The organism is Rhizobium sp. JAB6, assembly GCF_003024605.1.
GTDB lineage: Bacteria > Pseudomonadota > Alphaproteobacteria > Rhizobiales > Rhizobiaceae > Rhizobium.
Map to the genome: position 1 here is coordinate 1 of NZ_PYJQ01000002.1, position 16924 is coordinate 16924.

The 16924-nt window shown below is 58.3% G+C and carries 9 protein-coding genes; 7 read left to right on the forward strand and 2 right to left on the reverse strand.

The genetic code is table 11. The annotated features are described in order from the left end of the window. The 3 genes from C7U61_RS04405 to C7U61_RS04415 form a co-directional block, all read left to right on the forward strand. Positions 1-2541, forward strand: a 2541-nt coding sequence (locus tag C7U61_RS04405; protein ID WP_106996950.1) for a putative maltokinase, incomplete at its 5' end; no start/stop codon positions are given. After that, positions 2538-4775 (forward strand): 1,4-alpha-glucan branching protein GlgB, encoded by a 2238-nt coding sequence (gene glgB, locus C7U61_RS04410; RefSeq protein WP_106996951.1) that lies wholly within the window; start codon positions 2538-2540, stop codon positions 4773-4775. The genes C7U61_RS04405 and glgB, both read left to right, overlap by 4 nt. Before the next feature lie 118 nt (positions 4776-4893). Further along, complete coding sequence (locus tag C7U61_RS04415; RefSeq protein ID WP_106996952.1) at positions 4894-5244, forward strand: response regulator; 351 nt, start codon at positions 4894-4896, stop codon at positions 5242-5244. A 73-nt stretch (positions 5245-5317) separates the two neighbouring features. Here the strand turns inward: C7U61_RS04415 and treZ are convergent, their stop codons facing one another. Beyond that, entirely contained in the window at positions 5318-7078 is a 1761-nt protein-coding gene (gene treZ / locus C7U61_RS04420; RefSeq protein ID WP_106996953.1) for a malto-oligosyltrehalose trehalohydrolase, read from the reverse strand. 127 nt (positions 7079-7205) lie between these two features. On the opposite strand from treZ, the gene treY reads away from it, so the two are divergent. The 4 genes from treY (at position 7206) to kynA (ending at position 14456) form a co-directional block, all read left to right on the forward strand. Further along, positions 7206-9680, forward strand: coding sequence for a malto-oligosyltrehalose synthase (treY, locus tag C7U61_RS04425; protein WP_106996954.1), 2475 nt, complete (start codon positions 7206-7208; stop codon positions 9678-9680). Positions 9681-9776: 96 nt separating this feature from the next. After that, positions 9777-11846: a glycogen debranching protein GlgX gene (glgX, locus tag C7U61_RS04430; protein WP_106996972.1), complete on the forward strand. Its 2070-nt coding sequence runs from the start codon at positions 9777-9779 to the stop codon at positions 11844-11846. A gap of 328 nt (positions 11847-12174) precedes the next feature. Then, complete coding sequence (locus tag C7U61_RS04435; protein WP_280952751.1) at positions 12175-13335, forward strand: MFS transporter; 1161 nt, start codon at positions 12175-12177, stop codon at positions 13333-13335. Between the two features lie 290 nt (positions 13336-13625). Then, positions 13626-14456, forward strand: a complete 831-nt coding sequence (gene kynA / locus C7U61_RS04440; RefSeq protein WP_106996955.1) for a tryptophan 2,3-dioxygenase — start codon at positions 13626-13628, stop codon at positions 14454-14456. 242 nt (positions 14457-14698) lie between these two features. Here the strand turns inward: kynA and C7U61_RS04445 are convergent, their stop codons facing one another. Continuing rightward, positions 14699-16906, reverse strand: a complete 2208-nt coding sequence (locus C7U61_RS04445; RefSeq protein ID WP_181315789.1) for an amylo-alpha-1,6-glucosidase — start codon at positions 16904-16906, stop codon at positions 14699-14701. Positions 16907-16924: the final 18 nt, after the last annotated feature.

Sequence of the window (16924 nt, forward strand, 5' to 3'; positions counted from 1 at the left end):
CTGCTCCTTGCCGAGGCAAACCAGTGGCCAGAGGACACGCGAGAATATTTCGGCGACGGCGACGAATGCCATATGGCGTTCCATTTTCCCCTCATGCCGCGCATGTACATGGCAATTGCCAAGGAGGACCGCTTCCCGATCACCGACATCATACGGCAGACGCCGGAAATTCCCGAGATCTGCCAATGGGCGATCTTCCTCCGAAATCACGACGAGCTGACGCTCGAAATGGTCACCGACGCTGAACGCGACTATTTGTGGGAGACCTATGCCTCCGATAAGCGCGCCCGCATCAACCTTGGCATCCGACGTCGGCTGGCGCCATTGATGGAGCGCGACCGCCGCCGAATCGAGCTCATGAATGCGTTGCTGCTGTCCATGCCGGGAACACCCATCGTCTATTACGGCGATGAGATCGGCATGGGAGACAATATTTATCTCGGCGACCGCGACGGGGTTCGCACCCCGATGCAATGGTCCCCCGACCGCAACGGAGGTTTTTCGCGCGCAGATCCGGCACGCCTGGTATTGCCGCCGGTTGCCGATCCCCTCTACGGTTATGAAGCATTGAACGTCGAGGCGCAGGTATCGGACGCGCATTCCCTATTGAATTGGACACGGCGAATGCTGGCGCTGAGGGGCCGCCACAGCGCCTTCGGGCGGGGTACGATGCGGTTTCTGACGCCGGCCAACCGGCGGATTCTCGCCTACCTGCGCGAATATGGTGAGCAGGTCATCCTGTGCGTTGCAAACCTCTCGCGCGTTCCCCAGGCCGTGGAGCTCGATCTGCAGCAGTTCGAAGGGCGGGTCCCGGTCGAGTTGACGGGCATGTCGCCGTTTCCGCCGATCGGGCAGCTCACCTACCTGCTCACATTGCCTCCCTACGGTTTCTTCTGGTTCCAGCTCAATGCCGAGGCTGACGGCCCAGCCTGGCGCAAAGCACCGCCCGAGCAACTTGTCGATCTGGTGACGATCGTTATCCGGCGCAGTCTGACGGAGCTTGCCGAGCTGCCGCATCACGCTGCGGTGCTGAGCAGGGATATCCTACCGGCCTATCTTTCGAAGCGCCGCTGGTTCGGAGCCAAGGACCAGGCTCTGCAGGAGGCAAGGCTTGTTTCCGCGACACCGATACCCTTTGCCGACGGTATCGTGCTCGGAGAGATCGAGGTTGTGTTGCCGGACCATGTGGAGAGCTATCAATTGCCGCTCGCAGCCGAGTGGGACGACACGGCGCCCAATGTGCTCGCCCAGCAGCTTTCCCTTGCCCGCATCCGGCAGGGCAGGCGGGTAGGACTCCTGACCGATGGATTTGCCGTCGAGATGATGGCGCGCGGCATTCTTCAAGGCCTGTGCGACCGCTCGACGGTCAGCGGGCGCACCGGCATGATCGAATTCATCGGCACCGACAGGCTCGATGGTCTGGCGTTGACCGAGGATATGCCGATCCGCTGGCTTTCGGCCGAACAATCCAACAGCTCCCTGCTCGTCGGTGACTTGGCGATGATCAAGTTGATCCGCCATGTCTTCGTCGGCATCCATCCCGAAGTCGAAATGACACGCTATTTGACGGAGCACGGTTATGAGCATACCGCACCCCTTCTGGGCGAGGTGGCGCGGACTGATGGCGAAGGCCGCCGATCGACGCTTATCATCGTCCAGGGAGCGATCCGCAATCAGGGTGATGCCTGGAACTGGATGCTGTCCAACCTACGTCGCACCGCTGACGAAATCGTTCTCACCGAAGCCGCAGTCGAGACGGGTGATGAGCAACTGCGGCCACTTCTGCATTTCATTTCCATGGTCGGCGAACGCCTCGGAGAACTGCATGTCTTGCTGGCGCAGCCGACCGATAACGAAGCTTTCTCGCCACGCCGGGCGGATGCACGCGATATCGCCGACATTCGCAAAACCATAACGGGCGAGATCACCTATGCCTTTTCCAAGCTGACCGACCTCGAAGAGAGTGTCGAGCCGGAGATCGCAGAACAAATAGCTTTGCTGCTTGCCGAACGCGATAGGATCCTTGCGCTTGCCAGCAAGCTTGCGGACGAGGCGAAGGGCACATTGTTGACGCGTGCGCATGGTGATTTCCATCTTGGTCAGATCCTGGTGACAGAGGGCGATGCCGTTATCATCGATTTCGAAGGCGAGCCGGCGCGCAATCTTGCCGAGCGCCGCGCCAAGACGAGCCCGTTGCGCGATGCTGCCGGCCTGCTGCGGTCGCTCGACTATCTCTCAGCAACCGCCATGCTCGAAAACGACGCCATTTCGGATCATCATGATGCCCGCCGCCGAGAGGTGATCCGGCGCTTCGCAGAAAATGCGGAGCGCGTTTTTCTGACGTCCTATATCGAAGCGCTGGCGGCTTCGCCCGATTTGCCCAAAACGCCTGCCGAGGTGCGGCGGATCATCGACATCTTTCTTCTGGAGAAGGCTGCCTATGAGATCGCATACGAGGCACGAAACCGTCCGAAATGGCTTCCGATCCCGCTGGACGGACTTGCTGGCATCATAGCCCGACTTTCGGAGAGCCGTTCATGAGCGATGTTGCCGACATTATCAGCGGAGTGGATGCGGGTTCCGTGCATGCCCTGGTGGAGGGGCGGCATGGAGACCCCTTTTCGATCCTCGGCATGCACCAAGGTGTGGACGGCCGCTACAGCGTCAGAGCCTATCTTCCGGGGGCTTTGCGCGTTGAAATCCTCAACCGAGACAGCGATCGCGTTCTGGCTTTGGCCGATCTTATCCATCCGGCCGGCTTGTTTGGCGCCACACTTGCCGAACGCAACGCCTATTATCTGAGAATTCAATGGCCCGATGCAGTCCAGGTGACGGCGGACCCCTACAGCTTTGCGCCGTTGCTCGGCGATCTGGATCTCCATCTGATCTCGCAAGGCACGCATTACAACCTGAGCGAGGCTCTCGGCGCCAATCCCATGACGGTTGACGACGTCGCGGGCGTGCGCTTTGCGGTTTGGGCGCCGAATGCAAGCCGCGTATCCGTCGTCGGCGACTTCAACGCCTGGGATGGACGCCGCCATCCGATGAGGCTTCGGCCACAGGCAGGTGTCTGGGAGATATTCATCCCGCATATCACAGTCGGCGAACGCTATAAGTTCGAGATTGTCGATCGCTTCGGCAACCTGCTTCCGCAAAAGGCCGATCCGGTCGCGCGGGCGGCGGAGCCGGCGCCATCGACGGCGTCCGTGGTGGCTTCGTCCGAACCCTTCGATTGGAACGATCATGCCTGGATGGACAATTGCCGGAACGCCGATCATTTCGCCAAGGCGCTTTCGATTTACGAGGTTCATGCCGGCTCTTGGCTGCGCGAGATGGAAGATGGCGGCCGCGCGCTCGATTGGATCGAACTCTCGCAGCGGCTCATTCCCTATGTCAGCGAAATGGGTTTCACCCATATCGAACTCCTGCCGATCATGGAGCATCCTTTTGGCGGATCATGGGGATATCAGCCACTCGGCCTGTTTGCGCCGACCGGGCGCCACGGCACGCCCGAAGATTTCGCATATTTCGTCGACCGCTGCCACCAGGAAGGGGTCGGTGTCATTCTGGATTGGGTGCCGGCGCATTTTCCGACGGATGTGTGGGGACTGGCGCGTTTTGACGGCACCGCGCTTTATGAGCATGAAGATCCGCGCGAAGGCTTCCATCGCGACTGGAACACGCTGATCTATAATCTTGGCCGCAACGAGGTCAAAGGCTTCCTGATTGCGAGCGCGCTCGAATGGCTCGACCGCTATCATGTGGACGGATTGCGCGTCGATGCCGTCGCCTCCATGCTCTATCGCGACTATAGCCGCCCGGAAGGCGAGTGGATCCCGAACCGCTATGGCGGGCGCGAAAACCTGGAGGCCATCGAGTTCTTCAAGCATCTGAACAGCATCGTTCACGAACGCTGCCCGCATGCGCTGATGATCGCCGAGGAGTCGACCGCTTTTCCGAATATCACCAGACCGGCTGCGGAAGGCGGGCTCGGCTTCGACATGAAGTGGAACATGGGATGGATGCACGACACGCTCCATTACATGTCCGACGATCCGGTGTTTCGAAAGTATCATCATGGCTCGATGACCTTCGGCATGATCTATGCCTATAGCGAGCGCTTCATCCTGCCGTTTTCACATGACGAAGTTGTGCATGGAAAGGGTTCCATGCTTGCCAAGATGCCTGGCGATCAGTGGCAGAAGATGGCCAACCTACGTGCTCTTTTCGGCTTCATGTGGGGGCACCCGGGTAAGAAGCTTCTCTTTATGGGAGGTGAGATCGGTCAATGGTCGGAATGGAGCCACGATAGTTCCGTTGAATGGGATCTCCTCGATGAACCGTCCCATGTTGGGCTGCAACGGCTGGTGCGCGACCTCAACCGGATCTACAGGCATTTTCCCTGCCTTCAGCATGGCGATACCGTGCCGGATGGCTTTGAGTGGGCGGTTTCGGATGATGCCGAACAGTCGGTTTTCGGAATGCTGCGCTTCGATGCCGGGAGGGGGACGGCCATTCTGGTCGTCTCGAATTTCACTCCGGTCTTCCGCGGCGGATACAGGGTAGGCGTCCCTTTTTCCGGCCTCTGGCGACGGATACTCGATACCGACGATGTCGTTTATGGCGGAGCAGGTATCGGCTCGGGCGATCGTCTTACTGATGACTTTCCCGCTCATGGGCGCCGTCAGTCTCTTCTCCTCGATCTTCCCCCTCTTTCAACAGCGATGTTTCTCTTTGACGATGGAGAGGCGATGATGGGAGGTGAGCAACCCTGAAGATCTTTATTGGAGGGTTGACGATACCGTCGCCGCTGCATGTTCGACGGAATTGTCCGGTAGCGAACATCGTCTTTCTTCAAATTTGATCTATCTCTTATTGCATGAGGAGATTGTGATGAAGATTATGATTGTCGAAGACGAGCCCTTGGTGGCACTCGAACTGGAGCGTATCGCCATCGAAGCCGGCCATGAAGTCGTGGGCTCTTTTAGGACGACGGAGCAGGCCTTGGCCTATGCGTCAAAGGCAGAGGTGGCTTTCGTGGATCTCGGCTTGGCCGACGGCCATAGCGGAGCAGGGCTCGCGCGCCGATTGACGGATCGGTTCAGGATAAAAGTGATTTTTGTGACCGGCAGCCCCGAGCGGGTTGGATACGGCCTCGAAGGAGCAGTCGGAATAATCGACAAGCCATTTACCGACAAAGTAATCGTCGATGCCCTGGAAAAAGCGCAGCGCCTAGAAGGTTAAGCTTAGAGACTTGATTGGGATCGGATTGCCGAAAGGACAGGGGAAACTCGTCCCCCGGCTTTGCGAAAATGGCTCACGACAGACTCCAGACGACCCCCCACGGCCCGATCGAGTTGTTTGCCATGCTGTCCGACGAAAAAAATGCTTGTCCCTCGATGGGATTTTTCAAAACAACAGGTGTGTTGGACAGATTGGCCGCCAAATGAAGGCTTGCGGATGCCATTTGCCAGCGAACCCGGATGAGCGAGGCGTCCTGATCGTAGGTGGCCAGGCAACCACGCGCGTCGGCAAGAAGCGGCACGACCATTTGATGTCTGAGTTTTAGCAGCTGCCCGTAATAGTCGCCGATTGCCGGGTTCTCATTCATTTTGTCCCAGCGCAATTTGGCGCTGCGGAAAGTGGCTTCGGCTGTCGGGTCGGACGCATCCTCCCCTTCAAAGCCGGGCAGTCGCTTCAGCTCCTCCTTTCGGCCACGCCTTATCTTGGCGTTGAGCTCCTCGTCGAAGTCGCAAAAGAAGGGAAAGGGATCTGCTGCACCCCATTCCTCGCCCATGAACAGCATGGGGGTCTGCGGCGAGAGGAGATATATGGCTGCAATGGCCTTTATCGCCTCGATCGGGTGGGAGGAAATCATGCGATCGCCGCGTGCCCGATTGCCGATCTGGTCATGGTTCTGGATGAAGGAGATGAAGGCCGATGGCGGCAAGCCAACGCTCGGCGATCCCCTCGACTCGCCTCGATATTCCATGTGCTCCCCTTGAAAGGCGAAGCCTTCGGCAAGCGCGCGGCTCAGACGTGGCCGCCAATCGGCATAATCTTGATAGTAGCCGAAGGTCTCGCCTGTGGCCGCCACATGAAGGGCGTGGTGGATGTCATCATTCCACTGTGCGGTAAAATGGCGCGGCTTGCCGTCTTCGCCGCGAGCCAGGAGAGCCGATTCATTATCCTCATTCTCGACGATCAGATGGATTTGGCGTTCAGGAAACGCGCTCCTGACGCGCTCGGCAAGTTCGAGAAGGATATGCGGATCGCTATCGTCCTTCATCGCGTGAACGGCATCGAGCCGCAAGCCATCGATCCGAAACTCGCTCAGCCAGTAGATTGCATTTTCGATGACGAAATCGCGGACGAAACGACTGTCCTCGCCATCGTAGTTCAGGCCTTTGCCCCAGACGCTTTCGTGCCGGTCGCCAAAGATCGGCGCGTAGCGTGGCAGATAGTTCCCGTCAGGACCGAAATGATTATAGACCACATCCAGAAAGACGCAGATGCCATGCTCGTGGGCTGCATCGACGAGCATTTTGAGATGTTCGGGACGGCCGTAGCTGCTGTCCGGCGCATAGGGTAAAACACCGTCGTAACCCCACCCATAGCGACCCCGAAAATCCGCAAGCGGCATGAGTTGGATGGCCGTTATGCCCAGGCGCTGCAAATGGTCGAGCTTTTCGATGGCCGACAGGAACGTGCCGGCTTCCGTAAAGGCGCCGACATGCAGTTCGTAGATGACGATTTCCTCCCAGCGCCGTCCCTTCCATCCCAGTGTTCGCCATTCGAACATTGGATCGATCAGCTCGCTCGGGCCGTGAACGTCTTCGGGTTGAAAGCGTGAGGCAGGATCCGGCACGGCGAACCCGTCGGCCAGCACGAATTTATAGCGATCGCCGATCTGCGCATCGTTGACTTCGGCGACATGCCACCCGTCCTGCCTTGGCCGCATGGCCCATTCCCCACGCTGCTCGATACGGACGAGCACGTGCTCCGACAAGGGCGCCCATAAACGAAACAGGACCGCATTCTCGTTGATCTGTGGTCCAAATGCGAAGCTGTGCTGCATGACACCCTGTCCCCGATGACGCTGAAACTTTCCTGCATCCAACTCATTTTGGCCAGAACAGTTCCTGAGGTGGGAACAGATCTCTTTCAGTTCCGTTCGTAAGAGCCCCTGACACAGCGAGGAAGCCATGACCGCCTTAACCTCTACCTATCGGCTGCAGTTTCGTGGAGATGTCACCTTTGACAGGGCAACGAAACTGGTTCCCTATCTGAAGGATCTCGGCATCAGCCACGTCTATGCCTCGCCGATCTTTACAGCCGGGAAGGGATCGACGCATGGCTATGATGTCACGGATGCGAACGAGATCGACCCGGTGCTCGGCGGTCGCGCCGGGTTCGATGCTTTCTGCTCGGCGTTGCAGCAGGCGAAGCTGGGCTTAATCCTCGACATCGTGCCCAACCATATGGCTGCCTCCGTGGAAAACGCCTGGTGGCGTGACGTGTTGCAGCGTGGCTCAAGCAGCCCCTATGCCGGTCATTTCGATATCGACTGGCGCCGCAAGCTCACCTTGCCGGTGCTCGGGCGGCCGTTCGAGGAATGCCTGGCTGCAGCGGAGTTTCATCTCCATTACGAGCCCACGGATGGCGGCGTCTATTTGGCTTATTTCGACAATCTGCTTCCGCTTTCGATTGAAAGTGCCGGGCGGCTGGCGGCGGACATAGGAACGGATGCGGAGCGGCTGCGCGCATTTTCGATGGATGCGGCCGCGATGAGAAAGCTTCTCGGCGAGCAGCACTGGCAATTGCTCTATTGGAAAGATGCCGCCGAAAACCTCAGCTATCGGCGCTTCTTCGAGGTGGCCGGCCTGGTCGGGATGCGGGTGGAGGACGCGCGGGTCTTCAACGACACGCATCGGCTGATCATCGAATTGGTTCGTTCCGGGCAGGTCGAAGGATTACGCGTCGACCATATCGACGGACTGGCCGATCCGAAGAGCTATCTCGAACATTTGCGGCAAGCCGTCGGCCCGGACACGTTCATCGTCGTCGAGAAAATCCTTGCCCGCGGCGAGACGCTGCCGGCGGATTGGCCGGTGTCGGGAACGACCGGCTACGAATTCATCGCCGCCGTGGCGGATCTCTTCGTCAATGAGGAGGGATTACGCAAGCTGGATGAAGCCTACAGATCCGTCAGCGAGGAGGAGGCCGACTTTGCCACAGGCTTGCGCAGGGCGAAGCTGCTGATGATCGAGCGCAATTTTGCCGGCGAGATGAAACGTCTGACGAGTCTGGCATGTTCGATTTTTCCTGATTTCGACCCGCAGGAAATATCGTCAGCGCTTCGCGAACTGCTAGTCGCCTTTCCGGTTTACCGCACCTACGGCTATCGGGGAGCCGTATCGTCTGAAGACGTGGCCGTCATCGAGCGTGCCTGCGAGAAGGCAAGAAGCCGATTGCCGGCCATCGATGCCCTTGAGGCACTCGGCGATCTTTTGAAAGGGGATGTTTCTGCGGCCGAAACTCTGGAGTTTCGAGCCAGATTTCAGCAGCTCAGTGGCCCGATCATGGCAAAGGCAGTCGAGGACACACTGTTTTATCGGTACAACCGCCTGATCGCATTGAACGAGGTCGGAGGCGAGCCCCATGTGCCGCCGGGCTCGGTGGCGGCCTTTCACCAATTCATGACCGATCGATTTGAGCGACAACGCCGCGGCCTTTCCTCGACATCGACGCACGATACCAAGCGGGGGGAGGACGCCCGCGCCCGCCTCTACGGCCTGACGCAGGATCCTGATGCCTGGGTTGCTGGTGTCGAGCGGTGGGGCAACATGAATTCTCGTTTTCGTTCCGGCCTTGCCGATGGCCCTGCGCCCGAGCCCAATATCGAATGGATGCTTTACCAGGCGCTTGCCGGCATCTGGCCGCAGGATATCGAAGGAACCGATTGGAATGCGCTAAAAGAGCGGTTTTGCGCCTATGTCTTGAAAGCCATCCGGGAAGCCAAGCTCCGGACGGACTGGATGGATGAAAATCCAGCATATGAGGATGCAGTCCAGGCCTATGCCGCTGCCTTGCTTTCGAAAGATAATCGGGAGTTCATCCGTGATTTTGACCGGACGCTGGGCCCTTTCATGCAGTTCGGTTTCCGCAACAGCCTATCGCAGTTGCTGATCAAGCTCACGGCTCCCGGCATTCCCGATATCTATCAGGGTACCGAGGGTCTCGATTTCAGCCTGGTCGATCCCGACAATCGAAGACCGGTCGACTATCTGTGGATTGATAAGGGAGCAGCCGGTCCCCTTGCATCGGATGCGGCTTCCTTGAAACGGCAAATCATCCGAAAGGTGCTGCGCTATCGCAATCAACATCCCTCTCTTTTCCTTGAGGGAAAATATGTGCCCTTGGAAACCAGCGGGGCACGAGCGTCCAATCTCCTGGCCTTCGCGCGCGTTTACGAGCGGAAAATAGCGGTTACGATCGTGCCGCATCTGGTCGATATGCCCTCATCGGATTTCTGGAAGGATACTGCTGTCATAATGCCGCGAGAGCTCAACATGTCGCTATACGATCTCCTGACAGATCAGCCGTCATCGGCCAGCAATCTTCTGGCAGCGCAGCTGTTTGCCGATCATCCCGTCTCCCTTCTCGCGGGAGATAAGTGACCATCCCGGCGCAGATTCATGGGACTCCAACCCAAGCCCGGAACAAAGCGCTTCGATTCGGTGTTTCTGCTGCGCACCAATGATTACGAGGATTTCATGACGGAACGCGGCAAGAAGCATGCGATCGAGCCTGGCGATTACACGCGCCTGGGAGCGAACTACGATGGAGGCGGTGTCAATTTCGCACTTTTCAGCGCCTATGCGGAAAAGGTGGAGCTCTGCCTTTTCGACGACAGCGGAAAGCACGAGATCGAGCGGATCGCTCTCCCGGAAAATACTCATGAGATCTGGCATGGCTATGTTCCCGGATTGAGGCCGGGTGCCTTATATGGCTACCGTGTGCACGGCCCGTTCGATCCGCTGAAAGGCCATCGTTTCAATGCGAACAAATTGCTCGTCGATCCCTATGCCCGCGAGCTCGTGGGCAACATCGAATGGTCGCAAGCACAGTTCGCCTATGTTCTGGATGACGAGCAAAAGGACCTCTCCTTCGACGAGACCGACAGCGCCGGGCAGATGCCGAAATGCCGTGTCGTCGACCTCAAGAACGAAGCACCCGATAAAAGGCCGGGCGTCGCATGGCCCGAGACCATTTTCTATGAGGCGCATGTCAAGGGAATGACGATGCTGCATCCGGCCATCCCGGAGCCGCTGCGCGGCACCTTTGACGGTCTGGGGCACGCGGCGGTCGTCGATTACGTCAAGAGCCTCGGCATAACCTCTATCGAGCTCCTTCCCATCCATTTCTTTCTCGACGACAGTCACTTGCTCGACAAGGGCTTGAGCAATTATTGGGGCTACAACAGCCTTGCCTTCTTCGCTCCGGCAACTCGTTATTACGGCCCGAAAGGCCTTGAAGGCTTTCGCGACATGGTGCGTGCCTTCCACGACGCCGGTATCGAGGTCATCCTCGATGTCGTCTACAATCATACCGCGGAGGGCAATGAACTCGGTCCAACCCTTTCATTCAAGGGTATCGACAATTTCTCCTATTACCGCACCCTGCCGGACCAGCCCCGCTACTACATCAACGACACCGGCACCGGTAACACGATCAACACGTCGCATCCGCGCGTGCTGCAAATGGTGACGGACTCGCTTCGATATTGGGTCGAAGAAATGCATGTCGACGGTTTTCGTTTCGATCTCGGCACCATTCTGGGCCGCGAGCCCCAGGGTTTCGACCAGCGCAGCGGCTTCTTCGACGCGGTCGGCCAGGATCCGGTGCTTGCCAAGGTCAAACTTGTCGGCGAGCCATGGGACATCGGCCCAGGCGGTTACCAGGTGGGGGGATTTCCGCCAGGCTGGGCGGAATGGAACGACAAATATCGCGATACGGTACGGGATTACTGGAAGGGCACACCCGGCATGACACGAGATTTTGCCGCCCGCATTTTAGGGTCGGGCGACGTCTATGATCTTCGCGGCCGCCGCCCGTGGGCGAGCGTCAATTTCATCGCGGCCCACGACGGCTTCACGCTCAATGATCTCGTCTCCTATAACGAGAAGCATAATGAAGCCAATGGCGAAGACAACAACGACGGCCACAATGACAACCGCAGCTACAATTACGGCGCGGAAGGCCCGACCGACGATGAAGCCATCAATATCGTTCGGGAGCGCCAGAAGCGCAATTTTCTCGCGACCCTCTTTCTCTCGCATGGTACGCCGATGCTGCTGGCGGGTGACGAATCCGGCCGCAGCCAGATGGGCAACAACAATGGCTACTGTCAGGACAACGAACTTAGCTGGCTGCATTGGGACGATCGATATGGCAGCGCCGAAGCGCTTTATACGTTCGCCAAACGCCTGATCGCCCTGCGTCAGGCGCATTCCATCCTCAAGCGGGAAAATTGGCGCGACGGTCTGATCGTCACCTGGCTCAATCCAAGTGGCGGCGAGCAGACGGACGAGCAATGGGACGATGAGGCGAATACGGCGATCGGCTTGCGCCTGTCGCGCAAGCAGCCGTTCGAAGAGGGCTGGGATGATGTTCTGATCCTGTTCAACCCTCTTGATGCAGATGTCGGCTTTACCTTGCCGGACGACAAACGCTGGGCCTTGGAGTTGTCGACATCCGATCCGGATGAGCAGGATCGAGGCGTGGTCGACAAGAAAATCTTGAAACTTGAAGCCCGAAGCCTCTCGCTCTTGCGGCCAGCCTGACGTCTCTTGTCTCATGACGGCGAAGTCTTGCCGGGGCTTCGCCTGCTTGGGTTGCGAGGCAAGAAGGCAGTCGGCTCAGACATCGTCATTGTCCGTCGATTTTCGGCCGCGGCGCTAAACAGGCGTCCTGGATTTCGGAAGGAACTCCGGAGGCCGCAATGGGTTTGAACGTGCCGAACCGATACGGTGAGGGGCCACTGTGTAACCGGTGTGTCGCTCTTTGCTAGATATTTCCTCCTCGCTGCAAAGGTTAATGAAGAGGCTTGCGATGGTCGCGAGTGTTGATCAAAAACTCAGGACGAATTTGCGCGATGATGCCGCCTTTGTGGTGGTCGCCGCTATGATGGCAGTCATATTTATGGGCAGTACGCTTGTTACGCCCCTTTACGCCCTCTATCGGCATGCCTTCGGCTTTTCCGAATTCATGCTCACCCTGGTCTATGCCGTTTACGTCGTCGGCAATTTCGTCGCTCTTCTCATATTCGGGCGATTGTCCGACGAGATCGGCCGCAAGCCTGTGGGGATCGCAAGCCTTGGATTGGCAGGCCTCAGCACGCTGATTTTCCTGGCTGCTTTCAGCACGGGCTGGCTGTTCTGGGCACGAATGTTAAGCGGCTTCGGCGTCGGACTTGCCTCCGGTACCGCGGCGGCATGGCTTGCGGAACTGGATACGGCCGAGCAGAAGTCCCGCGCCACCCTCATGACCTCGACTGCCAATTTCATCGGAATAGCTCTCGGGCCTTTGCTGTCGGGTGTCCTGGCCCAGTATGCGCCTTGGCCGCTGCATCTTTCCTTCCTGGTCTATCTGGCCATCCTGGCGATTGTCGGCGTGCTGCTCACACGCACACCGGAAACGGTGAAGACGCCGCATGGGAGCTGGCGGACGCTCTCGTTACGGCCGCGGCTCGGCATTCCGGCGGAGCTGCGGTTTTCCTTTATCGCGCCGGCCGTTACCGCCTTTGCCACTTTCGCGGTCATCGGCTTTTACGCCGCACTCCTTCCAACCATCCTTGCCGAAAGCCTGCACCAGACCAACATCGCGGTCGGCGGCGCCGTCGTCTTCGAGCTGTTCCTGATCGCAGCCCTTATGACGATCGCCACGCGGCATTTCGAAAGCCGCATTGCCATGCTGAGCGGGCTGGTGCTGCTTCTGCCGAGTGTTGCGCTGCTCGTTATGGCGCAGACGTTAGGCTCGATCTTGATCTTGCTTGCGGGAACCGCACTTAGCGGCTGCGCTGCCGCGCTTGGCTATCGTGGCAGCCTTCAGGTGGTCAACAAAATTGCACCTGACGAGCAACGAGCGGAGATCGTCTCCAGCTTCTACGTCGCGATGTTCCTCGGCAACTCGGTTCCCGTTATCGGCGTCGGCCTGCTGACCGTCGTTGCAAGTTCGAGCCTCGCCAGTTTTGTATTCGCTTGCGTGATCGCAATATTGGCAATCTGCGCGCTCGTGACAGGTATCAAATTTAATCCGAAATCTCGCGCTTAAAAGTGATTAGCAGGCGAGCATAGCTAAAGCTGTAGGAGTCTACGTCGCGAAGGGCTACTGGAGCGGGTGATATGGATGGAAGCGGCGTTGGCGCGGGCCTGAGTTCAAATTGCGGACAAGGGTGAGCTTAATCACCTCGCAAAACCTGCACGGTATTCGCCGCGCTATGCTAGAAGCAAGGTCGCGCCTGCCGATTCACGAACAAAATTGTACAATGGCACCGGCAGCGACGTTTCGCTTCATATCGGGAGATCCTCCCGAGTTTCATGTCTGGGAGGAGGAAAGCCAGAATGACCTATGATCCTTCGAAAGATGGCGCCGAGATGGATTTCCGGCAGCGCATGTCCTATGGCGACTATTTGCAGATCGATCGGATTCTGACGGCACAGCTTCCACTCTCATCGGCTCATGACGAGATGCTCTTCATCATCCAGCATCAGACGTCCGAATTGTGGATGAAACTCGCGCTGTACGAAATCCAGGCTGCCAGGAAGATGATCGCGGCCGATCGGACGCAGGAAGCGTTGAAAATGCTATCGCGTGTGGCCCGGATTTTCGAGCAGCTGAATTCCGCATGGGATGTCTTGAGGACGATGACGCCATCGGAATATACGCGCTTCCGCGATGATCTCGGCCAGTCGTCCGGCTTCCAGTCGTGGCAATACCGGCTGATCGAATATGCGGCCGGAAACCGGAATCTCGCAATGTTGAAGCCGCACGAACATCGGCCGGACATTATGGAGAAACTGGAGGCCGAACTTGCGCGGCCCTCGCTCTATGATGAAGTCTTGCGCCGGCTGGCGCGTACCGGCCTGCCCGTCCCGCAGGAAGTGCTGAAGCGGGACTTGCGTCAGGCATGGCAATTCGACGAGGGGGTCATGGCCGTTTGGGTGACGGTTTATCGCGATCCGTCGCAATATTGGGAAGCCTATGAGGTTGGCGAGAAACTGGTCGACTTCGAGGACTATTTCCGGCGGTGGCGTTTCAACCATGTTACCACCGTCGAGCGCGTGATCGGCTTCAAGCGCGGGACAGGTGGAACAGCCGGTATTTCGTATCTGAAGCGGATGCTGGAGGTGGAGCTTTTCCCGGAATTATGGCGTGTGCGTACTGAATTGTAGCGGGGTTGGGATGCCCGGTATATCGATCAGCCGGCTCCCATCGTCACCGACCCGAACGCTCACGATAGGGGCCGCGTGGTTCGATTTCCACCACGCTCGGTGCAATTCATAAGACTCCAGCGCGGCGTGCAGACCGCCGGACAGCCTTCCAGTCCGCCACTTCGCCGCGAGGAAGATTCCCACCTCTGAAGGAACATGGCCGTAACGTTGTTCCGGCCATAATCGCCTTTCGTCACATGCACTTACACGATTGTAAGAACCCCGATATTGCCTGTTCGGTCAATCACATCGACCACAACCTGACGGCCCGAACGGCGTATCGCGATATCGGCCGAGCCACTGCCGACTTGAAGGCGACGCAGGACGACCTCATCGAAGGTTGCGGGCAATTGCGGCCGCGAGAAGCTGAGCTGGGAATTGCCTGGATCGAATTCCAGACCGAGACAAGCTTGCAGCAGGAAAAGCAGCGCTGCCGCAGCCCAGGCCTGCGGCGAGCAGGCAACGGGGTAGAAGGTCGGCCCTTGCGCCCGTTGACGCGAGAGACCGCAAAAGAGTTCGGGAAGCCGCCGCAGATCGATATAGGTGGCGGCTGCGAATAATCCCTCGAATATACGCGCGGTCTCGGCCCTGTAGCCATAGCGGGCAAAACCGCTGGCGATCAGCGCGTTATCGTGCGGCCAGACGGAGCCGTTGTGATAGCTCATCGGATTGTAGCGTGCTTCCTCGGACGCAATGGTGCGGATACCCCATCCGCAAAAGGATGGCGCACTCATCAGCGTTCGCACGACCGAGGCCGCGCGCTCCGGATAGGCGATCCCCGCAAACAGAGCATGACCCGCATTCGATGAACGTACCCTGCAGGGACGCTTGTCTCCATCGAGCGCCAATATATAGGTGCCTAAATCCTCGTCGAAGAAGCTGATGTCAAAGGCCCGGCGCAATGCTTCTGCACGGGCAAGAAGCCTGGTTGCCTTTTCCGGGCGATCAAGCAGACGAAATATGTCGGCCGCCGCTTGCCATGCGCCGTAGACATAGGCCTGGACCTCTGCAATTGCGATGGGTCCCGAAGCAAGCGTTCCATCGGCGTGAAAGACGGCGTCGTGGCTGTCTTTCCAAGCCTGGTTGATCAAGCCGTCGTCTGTTTGCCTGCCATATTCGACGAAGCCGTCGCCATCACGGTCGCCATAATCGTCTATCCACGCCAGGGCCGCTTCGATGTGGGGAAGAAGATTTGAGATCGTGGCCAGGTCGCCGGTTCTTTTCAGGTAGGCGCCGGCAAGAAGCACGAAAAGCGGGGTAGAATCGATACTGCCGTAGTAGCGGCGGAAGGGAACTTCTCCAAGCTCGGCCATTTCGCCGTAGCGAACCTCGTGCAGAATTTTGCCCGGCTCGGCATCGCAGGCCGGATCGATGTGATCGGCCTGGTTCGCCGCAAGATGACCGAGAACGCCCCGGGCGATCTCCGGATCCAGCCACAATGTCTCAAACGCGGTGATGAGAGCGTCGCGGCCAAAGACCGTACTGAACCACGGAATCCCGGCATAAGGGTAGGGACCTTCCGGCTTGTCGGTAATCAGGGTGTAAAGATCCGATATGCTGCGTCGCGCAACCTCGTTGAAAATCTCGTTCGATGTCACGATGGAGGTAGCCCGGGATGATGAGGTGCGCAGAGCACGCCGGGCGTCCCGCAGGGCAAGGAAAAAGCTACGATGAACGCAACTCTGCGCCTCCGCTTCATCGCAGGCAACAGTGATGAACAATGATCTGCTCACCCGCGGTGCCAAATCGAGATCGTAGGTTACGTGATCACACTCAACCTCAGTCGGTATGGGGTCGAACGAAAGACGCGTGGACCGCTTGCGGTCATCCAGCCCGATATAGGAAAGCACCACGGCGCCTTCATTCATGACCGGAGCAAGATGGCGGCCCTTTTTTGCTCGGGATGTGCCTCGCACCTCGAAGAGATCGGCAAAGTCAGCTGCGAAGGCCAATTTAACGCGAACTCGCAATGCGCGATCATCGTAATTCCTGAGCACGAGCCGCTCGTAGGACCGCCCATTCCAGAGAAATCGCGATCGGCGGAGATGGATCATGTCGTGGCCGACGATCAATCTTCCCTTTTCATCCAACAGGTCAGGGTTGGTGAGATCACAGGTGAGAGTTGCATTGTCATCGCGCAGCGTCGATGAAAGCAGCATCGGCCGCTTGTCGTTGATCGTCAAATAAAGATGCGACAGATAGCGCGTATCGCGATGAAACAGGCCTTCGGGACTGCCCGGTCCTGAAAGGACGTCGCCGTTGTGGTCGAGCACGGCAAAGGTATCGCCGTGCTTCAGGGTGCGGGGTCGACGCTCCTGCAGCGACGCCGTGGCAGGAATGAAGAACTGGGCGGTTTGCCCCGCGGATCCGGTGATGGAATGGCTCAATGTATTTTCAACAGGAGCTATCATCATCATGCCCCCAACCGG

What these genes read in the sequence shown, in the direction of transcription:
- treY (WP_106996954.1), top strand. Translation starts at nt 7,206, where the DNA reads ATGACCGCCTTAACCTCTACCTATCGGCTGCAGTTTCGTGGAGATGTC.
- treZ (WP_106996953.1), bottom strand. Translation starts at nt 7,078, where the DNA reads ATGCAGCACAGCTTCGCATTTGGACCACAGATCAACGAGAATGCGGTC.
- glgX (WP_106996972.1), top strand. Translation starts at nt 9,777, where the DNA reads ATGACGGAACGCGGCAAGAAGCATGCGATCGAGCCTGGCGATTACACG.
- glgB (WP_106996951.1), top strand. Translation starts at nt 2,538, where the DNA reads ATGAGCGATGTTGCCGACATTATCAGCGGAGTGGATGCGGGTTCCGTG.
- kynA (WP_106996955.1), top strand. Translation starts at nt 13,626, where the DNA reads ATGACCTATGATCCTTCGAAAGATGGCGCCGAGATGGATTTCCGGCAG.
- C7U61_RS04445 (WP_181315789.1), bottom strand. Translation starts at nt 16,906, where the DNA reads ATGATAGCTCCTGTTGAAAATACATTGAGCCATTCCATCACCGGATCC.
- C7U61_RS04415 (WP_106996952.1), top strand. Translation starts at nt 4,894, where the DNA reads ATGAAGATTATGATTGTCGAAGACGAGCCCTTGGTGGCACTCGAACTG.